We start from the raw sequence: 18996 nt of genomic DNA, 5'->3' as shown, positions 1-18996 counted from the left end.
GGCGCGGATGACGCCGGAGGAGAAGCGCGCGCAGCTCGGCAGCGCCTGGGTGTTCCAACTGCTCGAGGGCAAGCAGCTCTCGCGCACCGCCGCCGAGAAGCTGCTCCACCTCGGTCTCGGCCAGATCACCCGTATCTCGGGAGCGAGCGACCTCGGTGCCGTCGAGGCCGCCGACCTGGCCGACCAGATCCAGCGCTACCTCGTCGAGGAGACCCGTCTGGGCATCCCGGCGATGGTCCACGAGGAGAACTGCGCCGGCTTCATGGCCCGGGAGGCGACCATCTTCCCGCAGGCCATCGGCATCGCCAGCACCTGGCAGCCCGAGCTCGCCGCGGCGGTCGCCGACGTGGCCCGACGCCAGATGCGCGCCGGCGGTGCCCACCAGGGCCTCGCGCCGGTGCTCGACGTGTGCCGTGACGCCCGCTGGGGCCGGCTCGAGGAGACCTACGGCGAGGACCCCTACCTGATCTCCCGCATGGGCGTGGCGTTCGTCCGCGGCATGCAGGGCGAGCTGGGTCCGACCGGCGTGGCCGCCACCGGCAAGCACTTCGTCGGCTACGGCGTGTCCGAGGGCGGGATGAACTGGGCGCCGGCGCACATCCCGCCGCGCGAGCTACGCGAGGTGTTCCTGTCCCCGTTCGAGGCGGCGGTCCAGGAGGCCGGCCTGCGCTCGATGATGAACGGCTACCACGAGCTCGACGGCGTGCCGTGCGGGGCGTCGAGGGAGCTGCTGACCACGATCCTGCGCGACGAGTGGGGCTTCGACGGCATCGTGGTGTCCGACTACTTCTCGGTCGCCCAGCTGTGGGAGTACCACCAGGTCGCCGGTGACAAGGCGGCCGCGGCCGCGATGGCGCTCGAGGCCGGCATCGACGTCGAGCTGCCCAGCACCGACTGCTACGACGGTCCGCTGGCGCAGGCGTTGGCGACCGGGCTGCTCGACGAGGCGGTCGTCGACGAGGCCGTCCGCCGGGTGCTGAAGCTCAAGTTCGAGCTCGGCCTGTTCGAGCACCCCTACGTCGACCGCGACGCCGCCGAGCCGTTCGACACGCCGCAACAGCGCGAGCTGGCCCGCCACATCGCCCGTCAGTCGCTGGTGCTGCTCAAGAACGACGACGCGCTGCTGCCGCTGGCGCCGTCGACGGCCCGCATCGCCGTGATCGGTCCGAACGCCGACAGCAGTCGCAACCTCATCGGCGACTACGCCTACCCGTCGCACATCGACTCGCTGCGCGAGATGCAGGAGGACAACACCTTCGGGGTCCCGATGCCCGACGGCATGGACCTGCACGCGCAGACCGTGCCGATCACCAGCGTGCTCGACGCGTTGCGCGAGCAGCTGCCCGACACCGAGGTGACCTTCACCCCGGGCTGTGACCTGACCGACCCGTCGACCGACGGCTTCGCCGACGCGGTCGCCGCCGCACGCGACGCCGACGTGGCGGTCGTGGTCGTGGGTGACCGTGCCGGCCTGACCTGGGACGCGACCTCGGGCGAGACCCGCGACCGCTCGAGTCTCGACCTGCCCGGCGTGCAGGAGCAGCTCGTGCGGGCCGTCGCGGAGACCGGCACCCCGGTCGTCGCGGTACTCGTCGTCGGTCGCCCCGCGGGCAGCACCTGGCTGCACGAGCACTGCCGGGCCGTGCTGCTGGCCTGGCTTCCCGGCGAGGAGGGCGGCCCGGCCATCGCGGAGGCCGTCACCGGCGCGGTGACGCCCGGCGGCAAGCTGCCGGTGTCCTTCCCGCGCTCGGTCGGCCAGGTCCCGGTGTACTACGGCCACAAGACCTCCGGTGGCCGCTCGCACTGGAAGGGCGACTACGTCGACGAGCCGTCCTCGCCGCGCTACCCGTTCGGTCACGGCCTGAGCTACACCACCTTCGAGGTGTCGGGTGGCGAGCTGTCCGCGCAGCAGGTGGCGGCCGGCGACGAGGTCGGCGTCACCGTGCAGGTGCGCAACACCGGCGAGGTCGCTGGCGACGAGGTCGTGCAGTGCTACACGCGCTCGCGGGGCACCTCGGTGACCCGGCCGGTGCTCGAGCTGCGTGGCTTCACGCGGGTGCACCTCGAGCCGGGGGCGAGCGCCACGGTGACCTTCCGCCTCGACACCACCCAGCTCGGCTTCTACGACCGGGCGTTCGACTTCGTCGTCGAGCCGGGTGAGGTCGAGGTCCACGTCGGGCGCTCCAGCGTCGAGCTCGACGTGTCCAGCGCGTTCACGATCACCGGCGAGCCGCTGCGGGTCGACACCAAGGTGTTCGACTCGCAGGTCGAGGTGTCGTAGTCCTCGACCGGTCACGTCCGGTCGACGCCGTCCGGGGTGCGTCCCTCCCGCACCCCGGACGGCGACTGGCGTCACGGTCCGCCGCCGCGGTCAACCGTCGCGGTCACCGGGGTCGCGGTCAGCCGTCGCGGTCACGCTGTCGCGGACCTCGCGCCGCAGCACCTTGCCGATCTGGGTCCGCGGCAACGCGTCGATCGCGACGACACGCCGCGGGACCTTGTAGCCGGCCAGGTGCTCACGGCAGTGCGCGCGCAGCCGTTCGGGCTCGCCGGGCTCCCCTCGCCAGACGACCGCGGCGACGACCTCCTCGCCGCCTCCGGCGCCCGGCACGCCGACGACCGCCGCGTCGTCCACCTCGGGTGCCAGTCGCAGCACCGACTCGACCTCGGAGGGGTAGACGTTGAAGCCCCCGGTGATGATCAGTTCCTTGATCCGGTCGACGACGGTGACGAATCCGTCGGCGTCCTGCACCACGACGTCCCCGGTGCGCACCCAGCCGCCGGCGTGCAGGGCCCTGGCGGTCTCCTGCGGCCGGTTCCAGTAGCCGGCGAACACCTGCGGTCCGCGGATCAGCAGCTCACCGGCCTCGCCCACGGGCCGGTCGGTGTCCGGGTCCTCCGGGTCGACCACCCGGATCTCGGTGGACGGGAACGGCACGCCGACCGTCCCGGGTCGTCGCGCCGACGACATGGGGTTGCCGAGCGCGATGGGTGAGGTCTCGGTCATCCCGTAGCCCTCGACGAGCAGCCCGCCGGTGACCGCCTCCCAGCGCTCGACGATGGCGGGGGGCAGCGACATCGCCCCCGAGATCGCGTAGCGGACCGAGGACAGGTCCGCGCCGGTCGCCTCGGCACGCTCGGCGAGGCGTTCGTACACGGGCGGGACGGCCGGCAGGAACGTCGGCGGGCGACGTCGCGTGGCGTCGAGCACCTGGTCGACGTCGAAGCGCGGGAACAGCACGATCGTCGCGCCGATCGACACGGCGGTGGTCAGGCACAACGTCAGACCGTAGGCGTGGAACAGCGGCAGGATGCCGTAGAAGACCTCGTCGCCGTCGCGCAGGCCCGGGACCCAGGCCCGCGACTGCAGCACGTTGGCCAACAGGTTGCGGTGCGAGAGGATCGCCAACTTGGGCGCGCCGGTGGTGCCGCCGGTGTACTGCAGCAGCGCGACGTCCGTCGGTGCGGGGCGGGGGTGTCCCGACGACACCGGGGCGGCCGCGGCGACCTCACGGTCCCAGTCGCGCGCGCCGGGCGCCGGTCCGGTCATCGCCTCGCGGGTCGCCCGCGCCCGCGCGACCGGCAGACGCAGCGCGAGGCGCTTGGTCCACGGCAGCGCCCGGGTGAGGTCCACGGCGAAGACCGTCTCGACGGCGGTCGACCCGCGACGCTCGTCGACGACCGGGACGACCTTGTCCCAGGCGACGACCACGCGGGCGCCGTGGTCGGCGAACTGCTGCTCGAGCTCGTCGGCGGTGTAGAGCGGGTTGTGCTCGACGACGACCGCCCCGAGGCGGAGGGCGGCGTAGAACGCCACCACGTGCTGGGGGCAGTTGGGCAGCACCAGCGCGACCCGGTCCCCCGCCGTGACGCCCGCCGCGCGCAGCACCTCGGCGCCGCGGTCGACCGCCGCGGCCAGCTCGGCGTAGGTCGTCGTACCGCCGAGGAAGTCGAGGGCGGCCCGGTCAGGGACGCGGCGCGCCGCGTCGTCGAGCAGGTCGACCAGGCTGCGGTCGGGTACCTCGACCTCGTGCGGGACGCCTGGGGCGTACTGCGCGAGCCAGGGGCGGGGGTCGGTCACGTCGTCTCCGGTCGCCGGCGGTTTCCGGCGACGGAGGTTACGGTCCGGTAGGGACGGACTCGCCGGTCACACCGGCCGGTCGTCCTCGTCGTACTCGACGACCTGCTGCTGCTCGAGGACGTCGGGGGTGGCCGGGGTGTCGTCGGGCAGGTCACCCACGACGCCGTCGTCCTCGATCGCACCGTCGAGGCCCTGGCGCTGCTCGAGCTCGTCCGGGTGCACCGGTGTCGGGTCCTGGCTCATCTGGTTCCTCCACGGGTCGTCAGGTGGCGAGGGCAGCAGACGACCGCCGTGCCGGCTGCCCCCGGACGCCGTCGACCGGTCACGGTCGCCCTCGAACCGACCGGTCACGGTCGCCCTCGAACCGACCGGTCACGGTCGCCCTCGAACCGACCGGTCACGGTCGCCCTCGAACCGACCGGTCACGGTCGCCCTCGAACCGACCGGTCACGGTCGCCCTCGAACCGACCGGTCACGGTCGCAACTCAGGTCGATTCGACGTGGGGGTCGCTCTCGGGCCGACCGCGCGCCCCGGCCGTGCCGTGGCGCCGTTCGGTGCGCAGCGCCCGGGTCATGGCCACGCACATCCCGATGAGCAGCAACGCCAGCGGCAGGCCGGTCGTGATCTGGAAGGTGCGCATCGCCTGCAGCCCACCGGCGACGAGCAGCATGGCGCCGACCAGTCCTTCGGCGACGGCCCAGAACACCCGGGTGCGCCGCGGCGGGTCGAGGTCGCCCCCGGAGGCGAGCATGTCGATCACGAACGAGGCCGAGTCCGACGAGGTCACGAAGTAGACCGCGATCACGACGAGCCCGACCAGCGACACCACCGTCGACAGCGGGAAGGCCTCGAAGAACACGAAGATCGCCGCGGGCAGGTTGTCGATCGCGGTGTCGAGCAGGCGCTCGTCGCCGGCGAGCACCCGCTGCAGCGCGAGGTGCCCGAACACGCCGTACCACAGGAAGATCACCAGCGTCGGCACGAACAGCACGCCGAGCACGAACTCGCGGATGGTCCGGCCGCGGGAGACGCGGGCGATGAAGATGCCCACGAACGGCGACCACGCCAGCCACCAGCCCCAGTAGAACAGCGTCCAGTCCGCCATCCAGTCCGGGTCGGCGTACGCGGTCCCCCGCAGCGCCGTCTCGGGCAGGGTCTGCACGTAGCGGCCGATGCTCTCGACGGTCGCGGTCAGGGCGTACCCGGTCGGGCCGAGCAGCAGCACGTAGGCGAGCACCACCAACCCGAGCACGAACGCGGTCTGGCTCAGCCGCTTGATGCCGCGGTCGAGCCCGGAGATGACCGACACGAGCGCCGCCGCGGTCGCCAGGGCGATGATCCACAGCTGCACGTTCAGCGTGGCCTCGAGGTCGAACAGGTGCGCGAGCCCGGCCGCCCCCTGCTGGGCACCGATGCCGAGGGTGGTGGCCACCCCGAACATGGTCCCGAGGATGGCGAAGACGTCGATGGCGTGGCCGGCCGGGCCGTACACCCGGTCGCCGAGCAGCGGCTGCAGCGTCGAGCGCATCGCCATCGGCAGGCCGCGCCGGAACACGACGTAGGCCAGCACGAGCCCGACGACCGCGTAGATGGCCCACCCGTGCAGCCCCCAGTGCAGGAACGTCAGGTTGACCGCCCGCTGCGCCGCGGCCGGGGTCTCGGCGTCGCCGTAGGGCGGGGTGGCGAAGTGGTTCAGCGGTTCGGCGACCGACCAGAACAGCACGCCGATCCCCATGCCGGCGCTGAACAGCATCGCGAACCAGGTGACGTAGCCGTAGTCCGGGCGTGCGTCGTCGGGGCCGAGGCGGACGTTGCCGTAGCGCCCGAACGCGGTCCACAGCACGAACACGAGGAAGCAGCTGGCGACCAGCGAGTAGAACCACCCGAGTTCGTCGACGATGAAGCCCTGTACCCCGCCGAACACCCGGTCGGCGGCGTCGGGCGCCACGACCCCGAAGACGGCCAGGGCCACCACCAGGACGGCCGAGGTGACGAAGACGGGCAGGTTCGCGGCGTCCCCGAGGAGGCGGCGCAGCGGCGTCGGGCGGGATGGTGCCGACTCGGTGTCCACGATGCTCCAACGGGTGACGGTAGGCGGTCGGAACTCCGCAGGGTCTACCAGCCCGAGGGCACCGCCGCCCCACCGTCCAGCGGACGGGCGCGGCCGGCGTCCCCCGCTCGCGGGGCCGATCTAGGGTGCAGGAGCACGGCCTCGGGCCACCTGGGCCACGGGTCGCTGTCCGCCGGAGGAGAGGCCCATGGTTCGCAGCACGATGATGGACCACCCGCTCACGCTGACACAGGTCCTCGAGCACGGTCGCAAGGTCCACGGACGCGCGAAGATCGTGACGTGGCAGGGCGACCATGCCCGTGAGGTCACGTTCACGGACACCTACGAGCGGATGGGGCGGCTGGCCAGGGGCCTCGCCTCGCTGGGCGTCGGTGAGGGCGACGTGGTCGGCACGTTCTGCTGGAACTCCCAGGAGCACTTCGAGGCCTACTTCGCCATCCCGTGCATGGGCGCCGTGCTGCACATGCTCAACATCCGCCTGTTCCCCGACCAGCTCGCGTACGTGGTCAACGACGGCGGCGACCGGGTCGTGATCGTCGACGACACCCTGGTCCCCGCCCTGGCCCGGGTGCTCGACGAGATCCCGCAGGTCGAGCACTTCGTGGTGGTCGGCGACGGTGACGCCTCCGCGCTGCCGGCCGAGAAGGTCGTCCGCTACGACGACCTGCTCGCCGCCCAGGAGCCCGGCCACGACTGGCCCGAGCTCGACGAACGCCAGGCCGCGGCGATGTGTTACACGAGCGGGACGACCGGCAACCCCAAGGGGGTCGTGTACTCGCACCGCTCCAACTGGACCCACACGTTCGGTGCCGCCGTCGGCGGGCTGGGCATCAGCGACCGCGACCGGCTGCTGCTGGTGGTGCCGCAGTTCCACGCCAACGCGTGGGGGTTGGTCTATCTCGGCTGGATGCTGGGCGCCGACATCCTGCAACCGGCGCAGTACCTGCAGCCCGAGCCGCTGGTCGCCTTCATCGAGGACCAGCGGCCGACCTGTTCGGCGGCGGTCCCGACGGTCTGGAACGGCGTGCTCCAGTACGGCATGCAGACCGACATCGACCTGTCGTCGCTGGACTGGGTGGTCGTGGGCGGCAGCGCCGTCCCGCGCGCGCTGATCGAGGCCTACGAGACCCGTTGGGGGGTCGAGATCGTGCAGGCCTGGGGCATGACCGAGATGTCCCCGCTGGGGGCGGTCGCCAACCCGCCGGCAGGCACCGACCCGCAGGAGTCGATCGACTGGCGGGCGAAGACCGGACGGGTCGCGCCGGGTGTCGACACCCGCATCGTCGATCCCCACGGGACCGAGCTGCCCTGGGACGGCACGGCGATGGGCGAGATCCAGGTGCGCGGCCCGTGGATCGCCGCCAGCTACCACGGCGAGGCCGACGACGCGGACAGGTTCACCGCCGACGGGTGGCTGCGCACCGGTGACGTCGGCACGATCGACGACCGCGGCTTCCTGCAGATCGTCGACCGCACCAAGGACGTGATCAAGTCCGGCGGCGAGTGGATCAGCTCCGTCGACCTCGAGAACGCGATCATGGGCCACGCGGACGTCGTGGAGGCGGCCGTCATCGGGGTGCCCGACGAGCGCTGGGACGAGCGCCCCCTGGCCGCGGTGGTGCTGCGGGCGGGGGCGACGACCACCGCGGAGGAGCTCAACGCCTACCTCGCCGACCGGGTCGCGAAGTGGTGGCTGCCGGAGCGCTACACGTTCGTCACGGAGATCCCGAAGACCAGCGTGGGCAAGTTCTCCAAGAAGGACCTGCGCGGCAGCTTCGAGACGGGCGACCTCGAGGTGGTCCGCGCCGACGGCTGAGGGGTACGTCGGGTCGGGCGGACCAGGTCGAGGCGTCGTCGGGCGCGAGGAGCCGTCCTCGGCCCCCGGACTCAGCGGTGCGGTGGCGCTGCGCTCCGGTCGTGGGCGACGAGCGCCTCGGCCGCGGCCACGACCTGGGCCTCGTCGACCAGCACCGTGTCGGCGGCGGGTCCGAGCGGGACGTAGCTGTCCTCGGCGCTGACACTGTCGAGTGGCTGGCGGGCGCCGCTGCGGGCGAGGGCGGCGATCACGGCGTCGGCGATCCCGCCGCCGGTCCGCCGGCACTCGTCGACGACGAGCACCGCCCGACACGCCGCGGCGTGCGCTTCGAGCGCCGCGGTGGGCAGCGGGTTGAGCCAGCGCAGGTCGAGCACGCGGGCCTCGATCCCCCGGCCGCGCAACGCCTCGGCGGCCCGCAGCGACATCCGTACGCCGTTGCCGTAGGTGACCAGCAGCACGTCGTCGGCCTCGGGCCGGTGCACGCCGACCTCGCCGGGCAGCAGCAGTTCGGACGGGTCGGGGTAGTCGCTCAGCCAGCCGCCGTCGCCGGGGGTGTGCAGGTCGCGTTCGTGGTAGAGCGCGATCGGCTCGAGGAAGGCGACCACCCGCCCTTCGTGCTCCGCCAGCGCGAGACAGCCGCGCAGCATGCGCGCCGCGTCGTCGCCGCGGCTGGGTACCGCCAGCACCAGCCCGGGGATCTCCCGCAGGGCGCCGATCGCGTGGTCGTTGTGGAAGTGTCCCCCGAAGCCCTTCTGGTAGGCCAGCCCGGCGATGCGCACCACCATCGGCGTCCGGTAGGCACCGTTGGAGAAGAACGACGTCGAGCAGGCCTCGCCGCGCAGCTGGTCGAGCGCGTTGTGCAGGTAGGCGAGGTACTGGATCTCCGGGACGGGCAGGTGTCCCAGCAGCGCCGTGCCCTGGGCGACGCCGAGGACGGTGGTCTCGTCGAGCAGCGTGTCGAACACCCGCCGGGGACCGAAGGCGTCGAGGAGGCCCGCGGTGACGTGGTAGACGCCGCCCTTGCGGGCCACGTCCTCGCCGAACACCAGCGTGTTCGGCCGCCGCAGCAGTTCATCCTTGAGCGCCGCGTTGAGCAACGCCCCCATGGTGCGCCGGGTCGGCGCCACCGCCTGCTCGGGCAGCGCGTCCCCGAACAGCTCGCGGCGCGCCCGCGCGTCGACGGGTGGCGGGGCGGTGACGTCACGGTGCTCACCGCGCGGATCCAGCGGCGGCAGCGGTGCGACGACCTCGGCCGCGCGGGTGAGCCGGGGACGCGCGGCCACCTCGGGGGCCCGTGCCCGGGCCCGGGCACGGGTGGCCTCGACGATCCCGCGCAGCTGCCGGGGCGTCGCGGCACCGGTGGCCAGCAGCCGTCGGGCGGTGCGCAGCAGCGGGTCGTCGGCCTCGGCGGCGCGGATGTCGTCGAGCGGGCGGTAGGCCGACTCGACGTCGCTGCCGGCGTGCCCCCACAGCCGCACCGTCGGCAGGTGCAGGAACACCGGCGCCCGCTGGTCGCGACAGTCGTCGAGCGCCGCCTCGACGCTCGCCCAGACCTCGTCGAGCTCCCCCTCGGCACGGTGGTAGCGCAGGCCGGGTAGCCGACCGAACGTGGTCTCGACCCAGCGCGCGGGCGTGGGCACCGAGATGCCGATGCCGTTGTCCTCGCACAGGAACACGATCGGCACGCCGTTGCCCCGCCGCCGGGCCCAGCGGGCGCTGTTGAACGCCGTCAGGGCGCTGGCGTGGTTGGCCGAGGCGTCCCCGAACGAGGCCAGCACCACGCTGTCGTCCGGGATCGGCAGGGGGTGGGTGCCCCGGCCGGCGCGGCCGATGGCGAGTGCCGCACCGACCGCCTTGGGCAGGTGCGAGGCGATGGTCGAGGTCTGCGGCGGGATCCAGCCCGTCGCCGAGCCCCACACCTTGTGCCGGCCACCCGAGGCCGGGTCGTCGCGGTTCGCGCACAGGCTCGCGAGGGTGTCCTCGATCCCGTCGGTGCCCAGCTGCCGGGCGCGGGCCATCACCAGTCCGCCGGAGCGGTAGTGCAGCAGGCACGGGTCGGTCGGACGCAGCAGGGCGCCGACGACCGCGTTGGCCTCGTGTCCCGCCGAGGAGATGGTGTAGTAGCCGACCCCGTCGGCCTTCAGCTCGCGGGCGACCACGTCCAGCACCCGGGAGCGGACCATGTCCTCGAACAGCGCCACGGCCCGCCCGACGGTCAGTGACGGCGCCGACGGCAGGGCGTCGTCGGGGGCGAGCGCGGCCGGCGGCGACGCGTGCGCTGCGGCGTCGACGTCGGCCAGCGCCCGGTCCAGGGCCGCCTCCACGACGGCCACGCGATCCGAGGTCATGTCCTGGCTCCTGGGACGGGGCGCCGCCGTGTCTAGCAGGGCGGCGCCCCCACGTCGGTAGCCTCGGGGGGTCGTCTTTCGGCAGGAGCTGTCCGTGTCCGCAGGCACCGCCTCTGCCGCGCGCCGCTCCGGCCCCGCCGGCGACCTGCTCACCGGCGACGACGCGCTCACGGCCGTCCTCGAGCGGGCGGCGCCCGGGGCGGTCACCACCCGCGCCTCGGACCGGCTGTCGTTCGCCCACGACGCCTCCCACTACCTGCTCGTCCCGCAGGCGGTGGTCACGCCGCGTGACGCGACCGAGGTCGCGGCGCTGCTGCGTGTCAGCGCCGCGCACGGGGTGCCGCTGACGTTCCGCTCGGGCGGCACCAGCCTGTCGGGACAGGCGATCGCGGACGGGGTGCTGGTCGACACCCGCCGCCACTTCCGCGACGTCGAGGTCCTCGACGACGGCCGCCGGGTGCGGGTGCGCCCGGGCGCGACCGTGCGGGCCGTCAACCTGCGCCTGGCCCCCTCCGGCCGCAAGCTGGGTCCGGACCCGGCCAGCGAGTCGGCCTGCACCATCGGCGGCGTGGTCGCCAACAACTCCAGCGGCATGGCCTGCGGCACCGAGTTCAACACCTACCGCACGCTCGAGTCGGCGGTGCTGGTGCTGCCCAGCGGCACCGTGGTCGACACCGCCGCCCCCGACGCCGACACGCGGCTGCGGGCCCTCGAACCGGAGCTGCACGCCGGCCTGGTCCGCCTGCGCGACCGGGTGCGCGGCAACCCGGACTCGGTGCGGCGCATCCGGCAGCTGTTCGCCATCAAGAACACCATGGGGTACGGCGTCAACGCCTTCCTCGACCACACCGATCCGGTCGAACTGCTGCTGCGCCTGACCGTCGGCAGCGAGGGCACGCTGGCGTTCGTCGCCGAGGCCACGTTCGCGACCGTGCCCGCCCACCCGCACGCCGCCACCGCACTGCTGCTGTTCGACGACCTCGCGGCCGCCACCGCCTCCCTGCCGGCCCTCGTGGCCGCCGAGCTGGCCACGATCGAACTGCTGGACGCGACCAGCCTGCGCGTCGCCCAGCGCGACCCGCAGGCGATCCCGGCGCTGCGGGCACTGGCCGTCGACCGGCAGGCCGCGCTGCTGGTGGAGCACCAGGAACCGACCGCCGAGGCACTCGCCGAACGCACCGCCACGACCGCCGGGGTGCTCGCCGGGCTGCCGCTGTCGACGCCGGGGGCGCTCGACCCCGACGCGGCGGCCCGCGCGGCGCTGTGGCACATCCGCAAGGGCCTGTACGCCGCGGTGGCCGGTGCGCGCCCGTCGGGGACGACCGCCCTGCTCGAGGACGTCGCGGTGCCGGTCGAACGCCTGCTGCCGACCTGCGAGGCGCTGACGTCGCTGTTCGACCGGCACGGCTACCGCGACAGCGTGATCTTCGGCCACGCCAAGGACGGCAACGTCCACTTCCTGCTCAACGAGGACTTTGCGCGCGGCGAGCGGCTCGAGCACTACCTCGCCTTCACCGAGGACCTGGTGGAGCTGGTGCTCGGCCACGGCGGCACGCTCAAGGCCGAGCACGGCACCGGCCGGATGATGTCGCCCTACGTCCGTCGTCAGTACGGCGACGAGCTCTACGACGTGATGCGCGAGCTCAAGCGGCTGGTGGACCCGAACGGGTTGCTCAACCCGGGCGTGCTGCTCGACGACGACCCGAGGGCGCACGTCCGCGCGCTCAAGCCGACCCCGACCGTGGAGGCCGAGGTCGACCGCTGTGTCGAGTGCGGCTACTGCGAGCCCGTCTGCCCGAGCCAGGACCTGACGACCACGCCGCGGCGCCGGATCGTGCTGCGCCGCGAGATGGCACTGGCCCGCGAGGCCGGTGACACGGCCCTGCTCGCACGGCTCGAGGAGGAGTACCGCTACGACGGCAACGACACCTGCGCCGTCGACGGCATGTGCGCGACCGCCTGCCCGGTGCAGATCGACACCGGCGCACTCACGCGACGCCTGCGCGCCGAACAGCGGGGACCGCTCGAGCAGCGGGCCTGGGCCGGTGCCGCCCGCCACTGGGACGGCGCCACCCGGGCCGGCGCGGCCGCGCTCAGTGTGGCCCGCGCCGTGCCGGCGCCGCTGCCGGTCGTGGCGACGCGCACCGCCCGGGCGGCGCTGGGCGCCGAGACGGTGCCCGCGTGGACGCCCGACCTCCCCACCGGTGGCACCCGCCGCCGGCCGCGCGAGGCGACGCAGGCGCGGGCGGTCGTCTTCCCGGCCTGCATCTCCACCCTGTTCGGCCCCGCCGACGCCGCCGCCGGTGGGGTCGACTCCGCCGCCGACGGCGCCGGGAGCGCGCCAACCCCGGTCGCCGGGGTGCAGGACGCGCTGCTGGCGCTGTGCGAGCGTGCCGGGGTGGCCGTCCGCGTGCCCGAGCGCATCGCCGCGCTGTGCTGCGGCACCCCGTGGAAGTCCAAGGGCCTGACCGCGGGACACGCCGCCATGCGCGACCGGGTGGTCCCCGCCCTGCTGGCGGCCACCGGTGACGGCGCACTGCCGGTGGTGGTGGACGCGAGCTCGTGCACCGAGGGGTTGACCGGCCTGCTCGCCGGGACCGGCATCCGGGTGGTCGACGCGGTCGTCTTCGTCGACGAGATCGTGCTCCCCCGCCTGCCACCCGCCGCACGCGTCGGCTCGGCCGTGCTGCACCGCACCTGCTCGTCGACCCAGCTCGGCGTCGATCCCGCGCTGCGCCGGGTCGCTGCGGCGGCCGCCGAGGTGGTGCACGAACCGGTCGACTGGAGCTGCTGCGCCTTCGCCGGCGACCGCGGTCTGCTGCATCCGGAGCTGACCGCGAGCGCCACCGCGGCCGAGGCGGCCGCGGTGCGCGGGCTGTCGGCCGACGCGCACGTGTCGGTCAACCGCACCTGCGAGCTCGGGCTCAGCCGGGCGACCGGACGCAGCTACCGCCACGTGCTGGAACTGCTCGAGGCGGTCACCCGCCCGCCCGCGCCGGCCTGAGGTGTCGGCGGCTCAGCCCGGTGTGCTGCCGCTGCCGCTCGCCACGACCACGTCACCGTTCCACCGCCACGAGGTGCCCTGCACCAGCGCCAACAGCAGACGACGTTCCTCGGCGCGACCGGCCATGCCGGCCCGGAAGGTGTCGTCGTCGACCGTCGGGATACCGGCCCGGCGCAGCGGCGCGAGGTCCGGCAGGGGCGGGGCCTGCGTGGCGTCCGCGCCGTGGTCACGGGCGACGAGGTCGGTGAAGCGCTCCAGCGCGACGCGGGTCGGTCGCAGCACCATCGGGTGTGGCCGGACCGAGGGGGCCACGCCGTGCTCGAGCAGCGACAGCGCCTCGTCGAGCGCGGCGATGCCCGGCTCGATGGCGCTGTGGCGGTGAGGGCTGTGGAAGTAGTGCAGCACCGGATAGGACAGGAACTGCTGGGCGAGGACGTTGATCTGCGGGGCCAACTGGTGCAGGTGGGGACGCAGTTCGTCGAAGCCCTGCCCGTCCCAGGCGTTGCACAGCATGTGCTGGGCGTCGGTGCCCAGACCGTAGGAGAGGCTCGCCAGCTCCCGACGCTTGACGACGCCCGAGACGACCGGGATGAAGAAGGACACGGTCATGGTCAGCAGGACGAACCCGGTGCTGGTGGCCACGGCGGTGAGCACCTGCCACAGCGCACCGTTGGGCGCGTAGTCCCCCAGCCCGACCGTGAACACCGTGTAGCCGGCGAAGTAGACCACGGACCAGAAGTCGGCGACCTCGCCACGGTCGACGTTGATCACGGCTTCCGGGCCGGCGGCGAAGACCAGCGTCCAACCGATCCACATGCCCCCGGCCCAGGTGATCAACATCGAGAGCAGCACGGTCGGACCGACGACCAGGAGCAGCGGCGAGTCCGGCCGCCGCGCGAAGCGGCGACCGAGCCGCCACAGCCCCAGCGACACCCGCTTGGTGATCGGGCCCCCGAGGTGGACGGCGGTGACCGCGGTCAGGAACGCGTCGAGGAACACGACCACGACCATGAGCAGCCCGGGCACCAACAGCCAGTATCTCACCCTCGGGTGCCTCGCCTCGGAGTCGTCGGGGCCCGTTCGTGCGCGCCGAGGCGGCCGGCGGCTGCCACGGAGGGGCGGCCGACGTCCTCGTCACGTGGACGTGGAGCCTGACAGCTGCCGACGCGCCGCACCGGCCCGCACCACGCCCGCCCGGTCATCCGATGCCTCGTGGCGAAGCGTCTCGTCAGACGTCGCAGCTGGTGAGCTCGCCGGTCTGGACGTGCTCGTAGAGCGGGCCGTCCCAGTGGACCCAGTTCGGGTCGTTCTCGATCCGGTCGTAGCAGTCGGCGATGTCCTGCAGGATCTGCGCGCACCAGGCGTCACCGTTTTCGTGCCCCATGCCGAGGTCGTCGCAGGCGTTGCTGGTGTCGTCCGGCACGGGCGAGGGCGGCGGCTCGGGTGCCGCCGGCGGCGCGAGGGTCGGCGCCGGCACGGCCGCGGCACCTGGCTCGTCGGCGGCACCGTCCTCGGCGGGCTCGGCACGGGCGGCGGTGGCGAGCCGGTCGGTGGCCGTCTCGGCGGCGGCCTGCTGCACCGCGAGCTGCACGGTGAGCTGTTCGACCTGTTCCTCGAGCTGCTCGACCTGCGTCTGCAGCTCGCGGTTCTCGACCGTGGCGGCGTCGCGTCGGCCGGCGGCGTCCTCGTCGGCGGCGGCCATCGAGGACCGCAGCTCCTCGATCTCCGCGTCGCGTTCGGCGAGGCGCTGCTGGGTCGCGGCGAGCTCGGACTCGGCGGCCGAGCGGCTGTTGACGAGGACGACCACGGCGATGGCGAGCCCCACGGCCACGAGGCCGAGGGCGGCGAGCGGGAGCCAGCGGCGGAGTTCCATGCGGGTCCTTCGGGGAGGCGGGCGGATCTGGGCGGGATCGGGACGAGGTCGAGCGGTCGGCGGTGCCGGAACGTGCTGGGCAGGCCGGGGCGTGCCGGGCAGGGCCGGAGCGCGCCGGCAGGGCGGAGCGCGCCGGCGGGCAGGGTGCCCGCTACCGCAGCGGAACGCGATCCGGGGCGGCGTCGGAGAAGGTGACGCCCTCGCGTCGCCGGCGGTCGACGTCGAGGTGCAGGACGTCCGGGCGGGCGTAGTGCCCGGTGGGGTCGAAGTTGTGGCGTTCCTCGTCGACCCGGGACCGGTCGAGGTCGGCGATGACCAGCCCGGCCTCCCCCGCGACCGGTTCGACCAGCCAGCTGCCGTCGGGGGCCGCCACGGCCGACCCGCCGTCGCGGTCCACCCCACCGGCCTCGGCCAGCTCGTCGTACAGCGGGAAGTCGCGCGGGATGTCGTCCATCGACAGCAGCGCGCCGGCGGCGAGCGACCACACCCGGCCCTCGCGGGCGACGAACCGGGTGATGTCGCGGGTCAGGGCCACCGAGCCGGGCCACACCGAGACGTGGAGGTCCTCGCCGCCGGCGTACATCGCCGCGCGCGCGAGCGGCATCCAGTTCTCCCAGCAGTTGAGCCCGCCGACGCGCCAGCCCGAGGGGAGTGCGTGGACCCGCAGCCCGTGGCCGTCACCGGGCGCCCACACCAGCCGTTCCTCGAACGTCGGCCGCAGCTTGCGGTGGGCACCGACCACGCCGGAGACCGGGTCGAGCGCGACCAGGGTGGCGTAGACGCTGCCGCGCCCGGGCCCGCCGCCGCGTTCGGTGACGCCGAGGTGGACGAAGACGCCGAGGTCGGCGGCGGCCTCGCGGATCGTGGCGAGCTCCGGCCCGTCGAGCTCGACGGCGGCGGCCAGGTAGGCCGCGTAGGCGCGCTTCTGCTTCGCGTCGTCGAAGCGTGCGCCGCCGGTCTCCGACACCCAGACCGGATACCCGGACAGGAACGTCTCGCCGAAGGCCAACAGGTCCACCGACGCCGCCGCGGCCTGCTCGAGGCAGGACACGACGAGCTTGGTCCCGCCCTCAGGATCGAGCCAGGCGGGATGGAACTGGGCGGCGGCGACACGCATCGGCGGCTCCTGGGCGGCGCGGGACACGCAGTATCCCGCGCCGCCGTGACCGACGACGACGCCGCCGCGGACGTCGGTCAGCTGCTGCTGGAGAAGGCGGCGTCGAACGACGCGCTCGGGGCCTCGAAGGCGAGGCCGCGGACGAACTCGAGCGCTTCGGGGGCGCCGACGAGGCGGTCCATCCCGGCGTCCTCCCACTCGATCGAGATCGGCCCGTCGTAGCCGATCGCGTTGAGCATGCGGAAGCACTCCTCCCACGGCACGTCACCGTGGCCGGTGGAGACGAAGTCCCAGCCGCGACGCGGGTCGGCCCACGCCAGGTGCGAGCCGAGCCGGCCGTTGCGGCCGTTGCCGACCCGACGCTTCGCGTCCTTGCAGTCGACGTGGTAGATCCGGTCCTGGAAGTCCCACAGGAAGCCGACCGGGTCGAGGTCCTGCCACACGAAGTGGCTCGGGTCCCAGTTGAGCCCGAACGCCTCGCGGTGGCCGATGGCCTCCAGCGCCCGCACGGTCGTCCAGTAGTCGTAGGCGATCTCCGAGGGGTGCACCTCGTGGGCGAAGCGCACGCCGCACTCGTCGAAGACGTCGAGGATCGGGTTCCACCGGTCGGCGAAGTCCTGGTAGCCGGCGTCGATGACGTCCTGCCCGACCGGCGGGAACATCGCCACGTACTTCCAGATCGACGAGCCGGTGAACCCGACGACCACGTCGACGCCGAGCCGCTGGGCGGCGCGGGCCGTCATCTGCATCTCCTCGGCGGCGCGCTGCCGCACGCCCTCCGGGTCGCCGTCGCCCCACACGCGCGGCGAGACGATGTCGCGGTGGCGATGGTCGATCGGGTCGTCGCAGACCGCCTGGCCCTTGAGGTGGTTCGAGATCGCGTGCAGCTGCAGGCCGTGCCGCTCGAACAGCGCGAGGCGGTCCTGGACGTAGTCGTCGTCCTCGGCCGCGCGCCACGGGTCGAGGTGGTCGCCCCAGCAGGCGAGCTCGAGCCCGTCGTAGCCCCACTCGGCGGCGAGACGCGCCACCTCCTCGAGCGGCAGGTCGGCCCACTGGCCGGTGAACAACGTGATCGGTCGGGTCATGCCGTTGCCTTCTTCTCTGGTCGGTGCGATGTCGGTCACGGCGTCGTGGTGCGAAGCGTCCGGAGCGTCCGCGCGTTCAGGCCTCGACCTGCGCCCACCGGCCCGAGTCCGCGCTGGCCTCGACCGCCGCGAGGACGCGCTGGACCTGCAGTCCGTCGGCGAAGGTCGGTGCCGGGTCGCGTCCCTCGGCGATCGCGGTGACGAGGTCGACGACCTGGTGGCTGAAGCCGTGCTCGTAGCCCAGGCCGTGCCCCGGCGGCCACCAGCCCTCCACCCACGGGTGCTCCTCCTCGGTGACCAGGATGCGACGGAAGCCGGCGGTCGTCGCCGCCTCCGTGGCGTCGAGGAACTCCAGGACGTTCATGTCCTCGAAGTCGAACGCCAGGCTGCCCTGCGAGCCGTTGACCTCGAGGCGCAGCGCGTTCTTGCGTCCGGTGGCGAAGCGGGTGGCCTCGAACACGCCGAGCGCCCCGCCGGCGAACCGGCCGACGAACGCCGCCGCGTCGTCGACGGTGACCGGCCCGCGGCCGGTGTCGGCGTCACCGTCGAGCCCGTGGTCGCCGGGCGGCAGCGGCCGCTCGGTCACGAACGTGGTGGTCGTGCCGGTGAGCTCGGTCAGCACGTCACCCAGCACGTGCTGCGCGAGGTCGATGGCGTGGGCACCGATGTCGCCCAGCGCGCCCGAGCCGGCGAGGTGCTTCTGCAGCCGCCAGGTCAGCGGCGCCTCGGGGTCGACGATCCAGTCCTGGAGGTACTGCGCCCGCACGTGGCGGATCTCGCCGAGGCGGCCGTCGCGGACGAGCTGGCGGGCCAGCGCGACGGCGGGCACCCGCCGGTAGGTGAAGCCGACCATGGTGCGCACGCCGTCGGCGGCGGCACGCTCGGCGGCGGCCACCATCCGCTCGGCCTCCTCGACGGTGTTGGCCAACGGCTTCTCGCACAGCACGTGCTTGCCGGCCTCGAGCGCCGCGACGGCGATGTCGCAGTGGGTGTCGCCCGGCGTGCAGATGTCGACGAGGTCGACGTCGTCGCGCTCGACGGCGCGGCGCCAGTCGGTCTCCGTGTCCGCCCAGCCGAGCTGGTCGGCGGCCTGTTGCGCGCGCTGCTCGTCGCGGCCGACGAGCACGGTCATCTCCGGCGCCAGGGGCAGGTCGAACATGCGCGGCGCGGTGCGCCAGGCCTGCGAGTGGGCCGCCCCCATGAAGGCGTGGCCGATCATCGCGACACGCAACGGTGGGGCGGCGTTCCTGGCACTCATGCGATCACTTTCGTCTTCCACGGGAGGGTGGCGGCGCGTCCCGGGACGTGTGCCGTGCACGCGAGCGGGATCGAGCTGGCTGGCCCTCGAGCGCGGCGGTCGCGCGGTCCCGGGCAGGGGCCATACCCGTTCGGGCCATGCGGACGGCCCTTGATAGTGCAGCGCGTTGCCGGACGCAAGGGCGATGGGCCGCGCTCCTGGGGACGGCGTCCGGCGCGACCGCCCGACGAGGACGCGTCACCGCGTGCGAGTACCATCGACCCCGTGATGATGGTGTCGCGTCTCGTCCCGGCGGTCGTCCATCGCCGCCGTGCAGCGTCGATCCCCGGGAGGGACACGTGC

12 protein-coding genes are annotated in these 18996 nt (G+C 73.6%); 3 read left to right on the top strand and 9 right to left on the bottom strand.

Annotation, left to right across the window (positions count from 1 at the left end; translation table 11 throughout):
- Positions 1-7: 7 nt before the first annotated feature.
- Complete coding sequence (locus ELR47_RS04850; RefSeq protein ID WP_130651220.1) at positions 8-2281, top strand: glycoside hydrolase family 3 N-terminal domain-containing protein; 2274 nt, start codon at positions 8-10, stop codon at positions 2279-2281.
- 90 nt (positions 2282-2371) lie between these two features.
- On the opposite strand, the gene ELR47_RS04845 is transcribed toward ELR47_RS04850, so the two are convergent.
- From ELR47_RS04845 to ELR47_RS04840, 3 genes are all read right to left on the bottom strand, one after another.
- The gene (locus tag ELR47_RS04845; RefSeq protein ID WP_130648867.1) at positions 2372-4081 is read right to left on the bottom strand and encodes a long-chain-fatty-acid--CoA ligase; all 1710 of its coding nucleotides are present in this window, start codon (positions 4079-4081) and stop codon (positions 2372-2374) included.
- Positions 4082-4147: 66 nt separating this feature from the next.
- On the bottom strand, positions 4148-4324 hold the full coding sequence (locus ELR47_RS18160) for a hypothetical protein (protein WP_165403851.1): 177 nt from the start codon (positions 4322-4324) through the stop codon (positions 4148-4150).
- Between the two features lie 242 nt (positions 4325-4566).
- Positions 4567-6153, bottom strand: a complete 1587-nt coding sequence (locus ELR47_RS04840; protein WP_165403850.1) for a BCCT family transporter — start codon at positions 6151-6153, stop codon at positions 4567-4569.
- Between the two features lie 187 nt (positions 6154-6340).
- Between ELR47_RS04840 and ELR47_RS04835 the strand changes: the two genes are divergently transcribed.
- The gene (locus tag ELR47_RS04835) at positions 6341-7969 is read left to right on the top strand and encodes a long-chain fatty acid--CoA ligase (protein WP_130648865.1); all 1629 of its coding nucleotides are present in this window, start codon (positions 6341-6343) and stop codon (positions 7967-7969) included.
- A gap of 71 nt (positions 7970-8040) precedes the next feature.
- On the opposite strand, the gene ELR47_RS04830 is transcribed toward ELR47_RS04835, so the two are convergent.
- Entirely contained in the window at positions 8041-10317 is a 2277-nt protein-coding gene (locus ELR47_RS04830; RefSeq protein ID WP_205745449.1) for a thiamine pyrophosphate-dependent enzyme, read from the bottom strand.
- A gap of 88 nt (positions 10318-10405) precedes the next feature.
- Between ELR47_RS04830 and ELR47_RS04825 the strand changes: the two genes are divergently transcribed.
- Complete coding sequence (locus ELR47_RS04825) at positions 10406-13321, top strand: FAD-binding and (Fe-S)-binding domain-containing protein (RefSeq protein ID WP_370469430.1); 2916 nt, start codon at positions 10406-10408, stop codon at positions 13319-13321.
- Positions 13322-13333: 12 nt separating this feature from the next.
- On the opposite strand, the gene ELR47_RS04820 is transcribed toward ELR47_RS04825, so the two are convergent.
- The 5 genes from ELR47_RS04820 to ELR47_RS04800 all read right to left on the bottom strand — a co-directional run bounded on the left by ELR47_RS04820 (position 13334) and on the right by ELR47_RS04800 (position 18654).
- Complete coding sequence (locus tag ELR47_RS04820) at positions 13334-14365, bottom strand: potassium channel family protein (protein WP_130648864.1); 1032 nt, start codon at positions 14363-14365, stop codon at positions 13334-13336.
- A 184-nt stretch (positions 14366-14549) separates the two neighbouring features.
- Positions 14550-15194 (bottom strand): hypothetical protein, encoded by a 645-nt coding sequence (locus ELR47_RS04815; RefSeq protein WP_130648863.1) that lies wholly within the window; start codon positions 15192-15194, stop codon positions 14550-14552.
- A gap of 151 nt (positions 15195-15345) precedes the next feature.
- Entirely contained in the window at positions 15346-16311 is a 966-nt protein-coding gene (locus ELR47_RS04810; protein WP_130648862.1) for a carbon-nitrogen hydrolase family protein, read from the bottom strand.
- A gap of 77 nt (positions 16312-16388) precedes the next feature.
- Positions 16389-17396, bottom strand: coding sequence for a sugar phosphate isomerase/epimerase family protein (locus ELR47_RS04805; RefSeq protein WP_130648861.1), 1008 nt, complete (start codon positions 17394-17396; stop codon positions 16389-16391).
- 76 nt (positions 17397-17472) lie between these two features.
- On the bottom strand, positions 17473-18654 hold the full coding sequence (locus ELR47_RS04800) for a Gfo/Idh/MocA family protein (RefSeq protein ID WP_130648860.1): 1182 nt from the start codon (positions 18652-18654) through the stop codon (positions 17473-17475).
- Positions 18655-18996: the final 342 nt, after the last annotated feature.

It is taken from the genome of Egicoccus halophilus, from assembly GCF_004300825.1.
Taxonomy (GTDB): Bacteria; Actinomycetota; Nitriliruptoria; order Nitriliruptorales; family Nitriliruptoraceae; genus Egicoccus; species Egicoccus halophilus.
The sequence above is the reverse complement of the archived record's forward strand: the minus strand, read 5'-3'. Positions and strand labels throughout refer to the sequence as shown.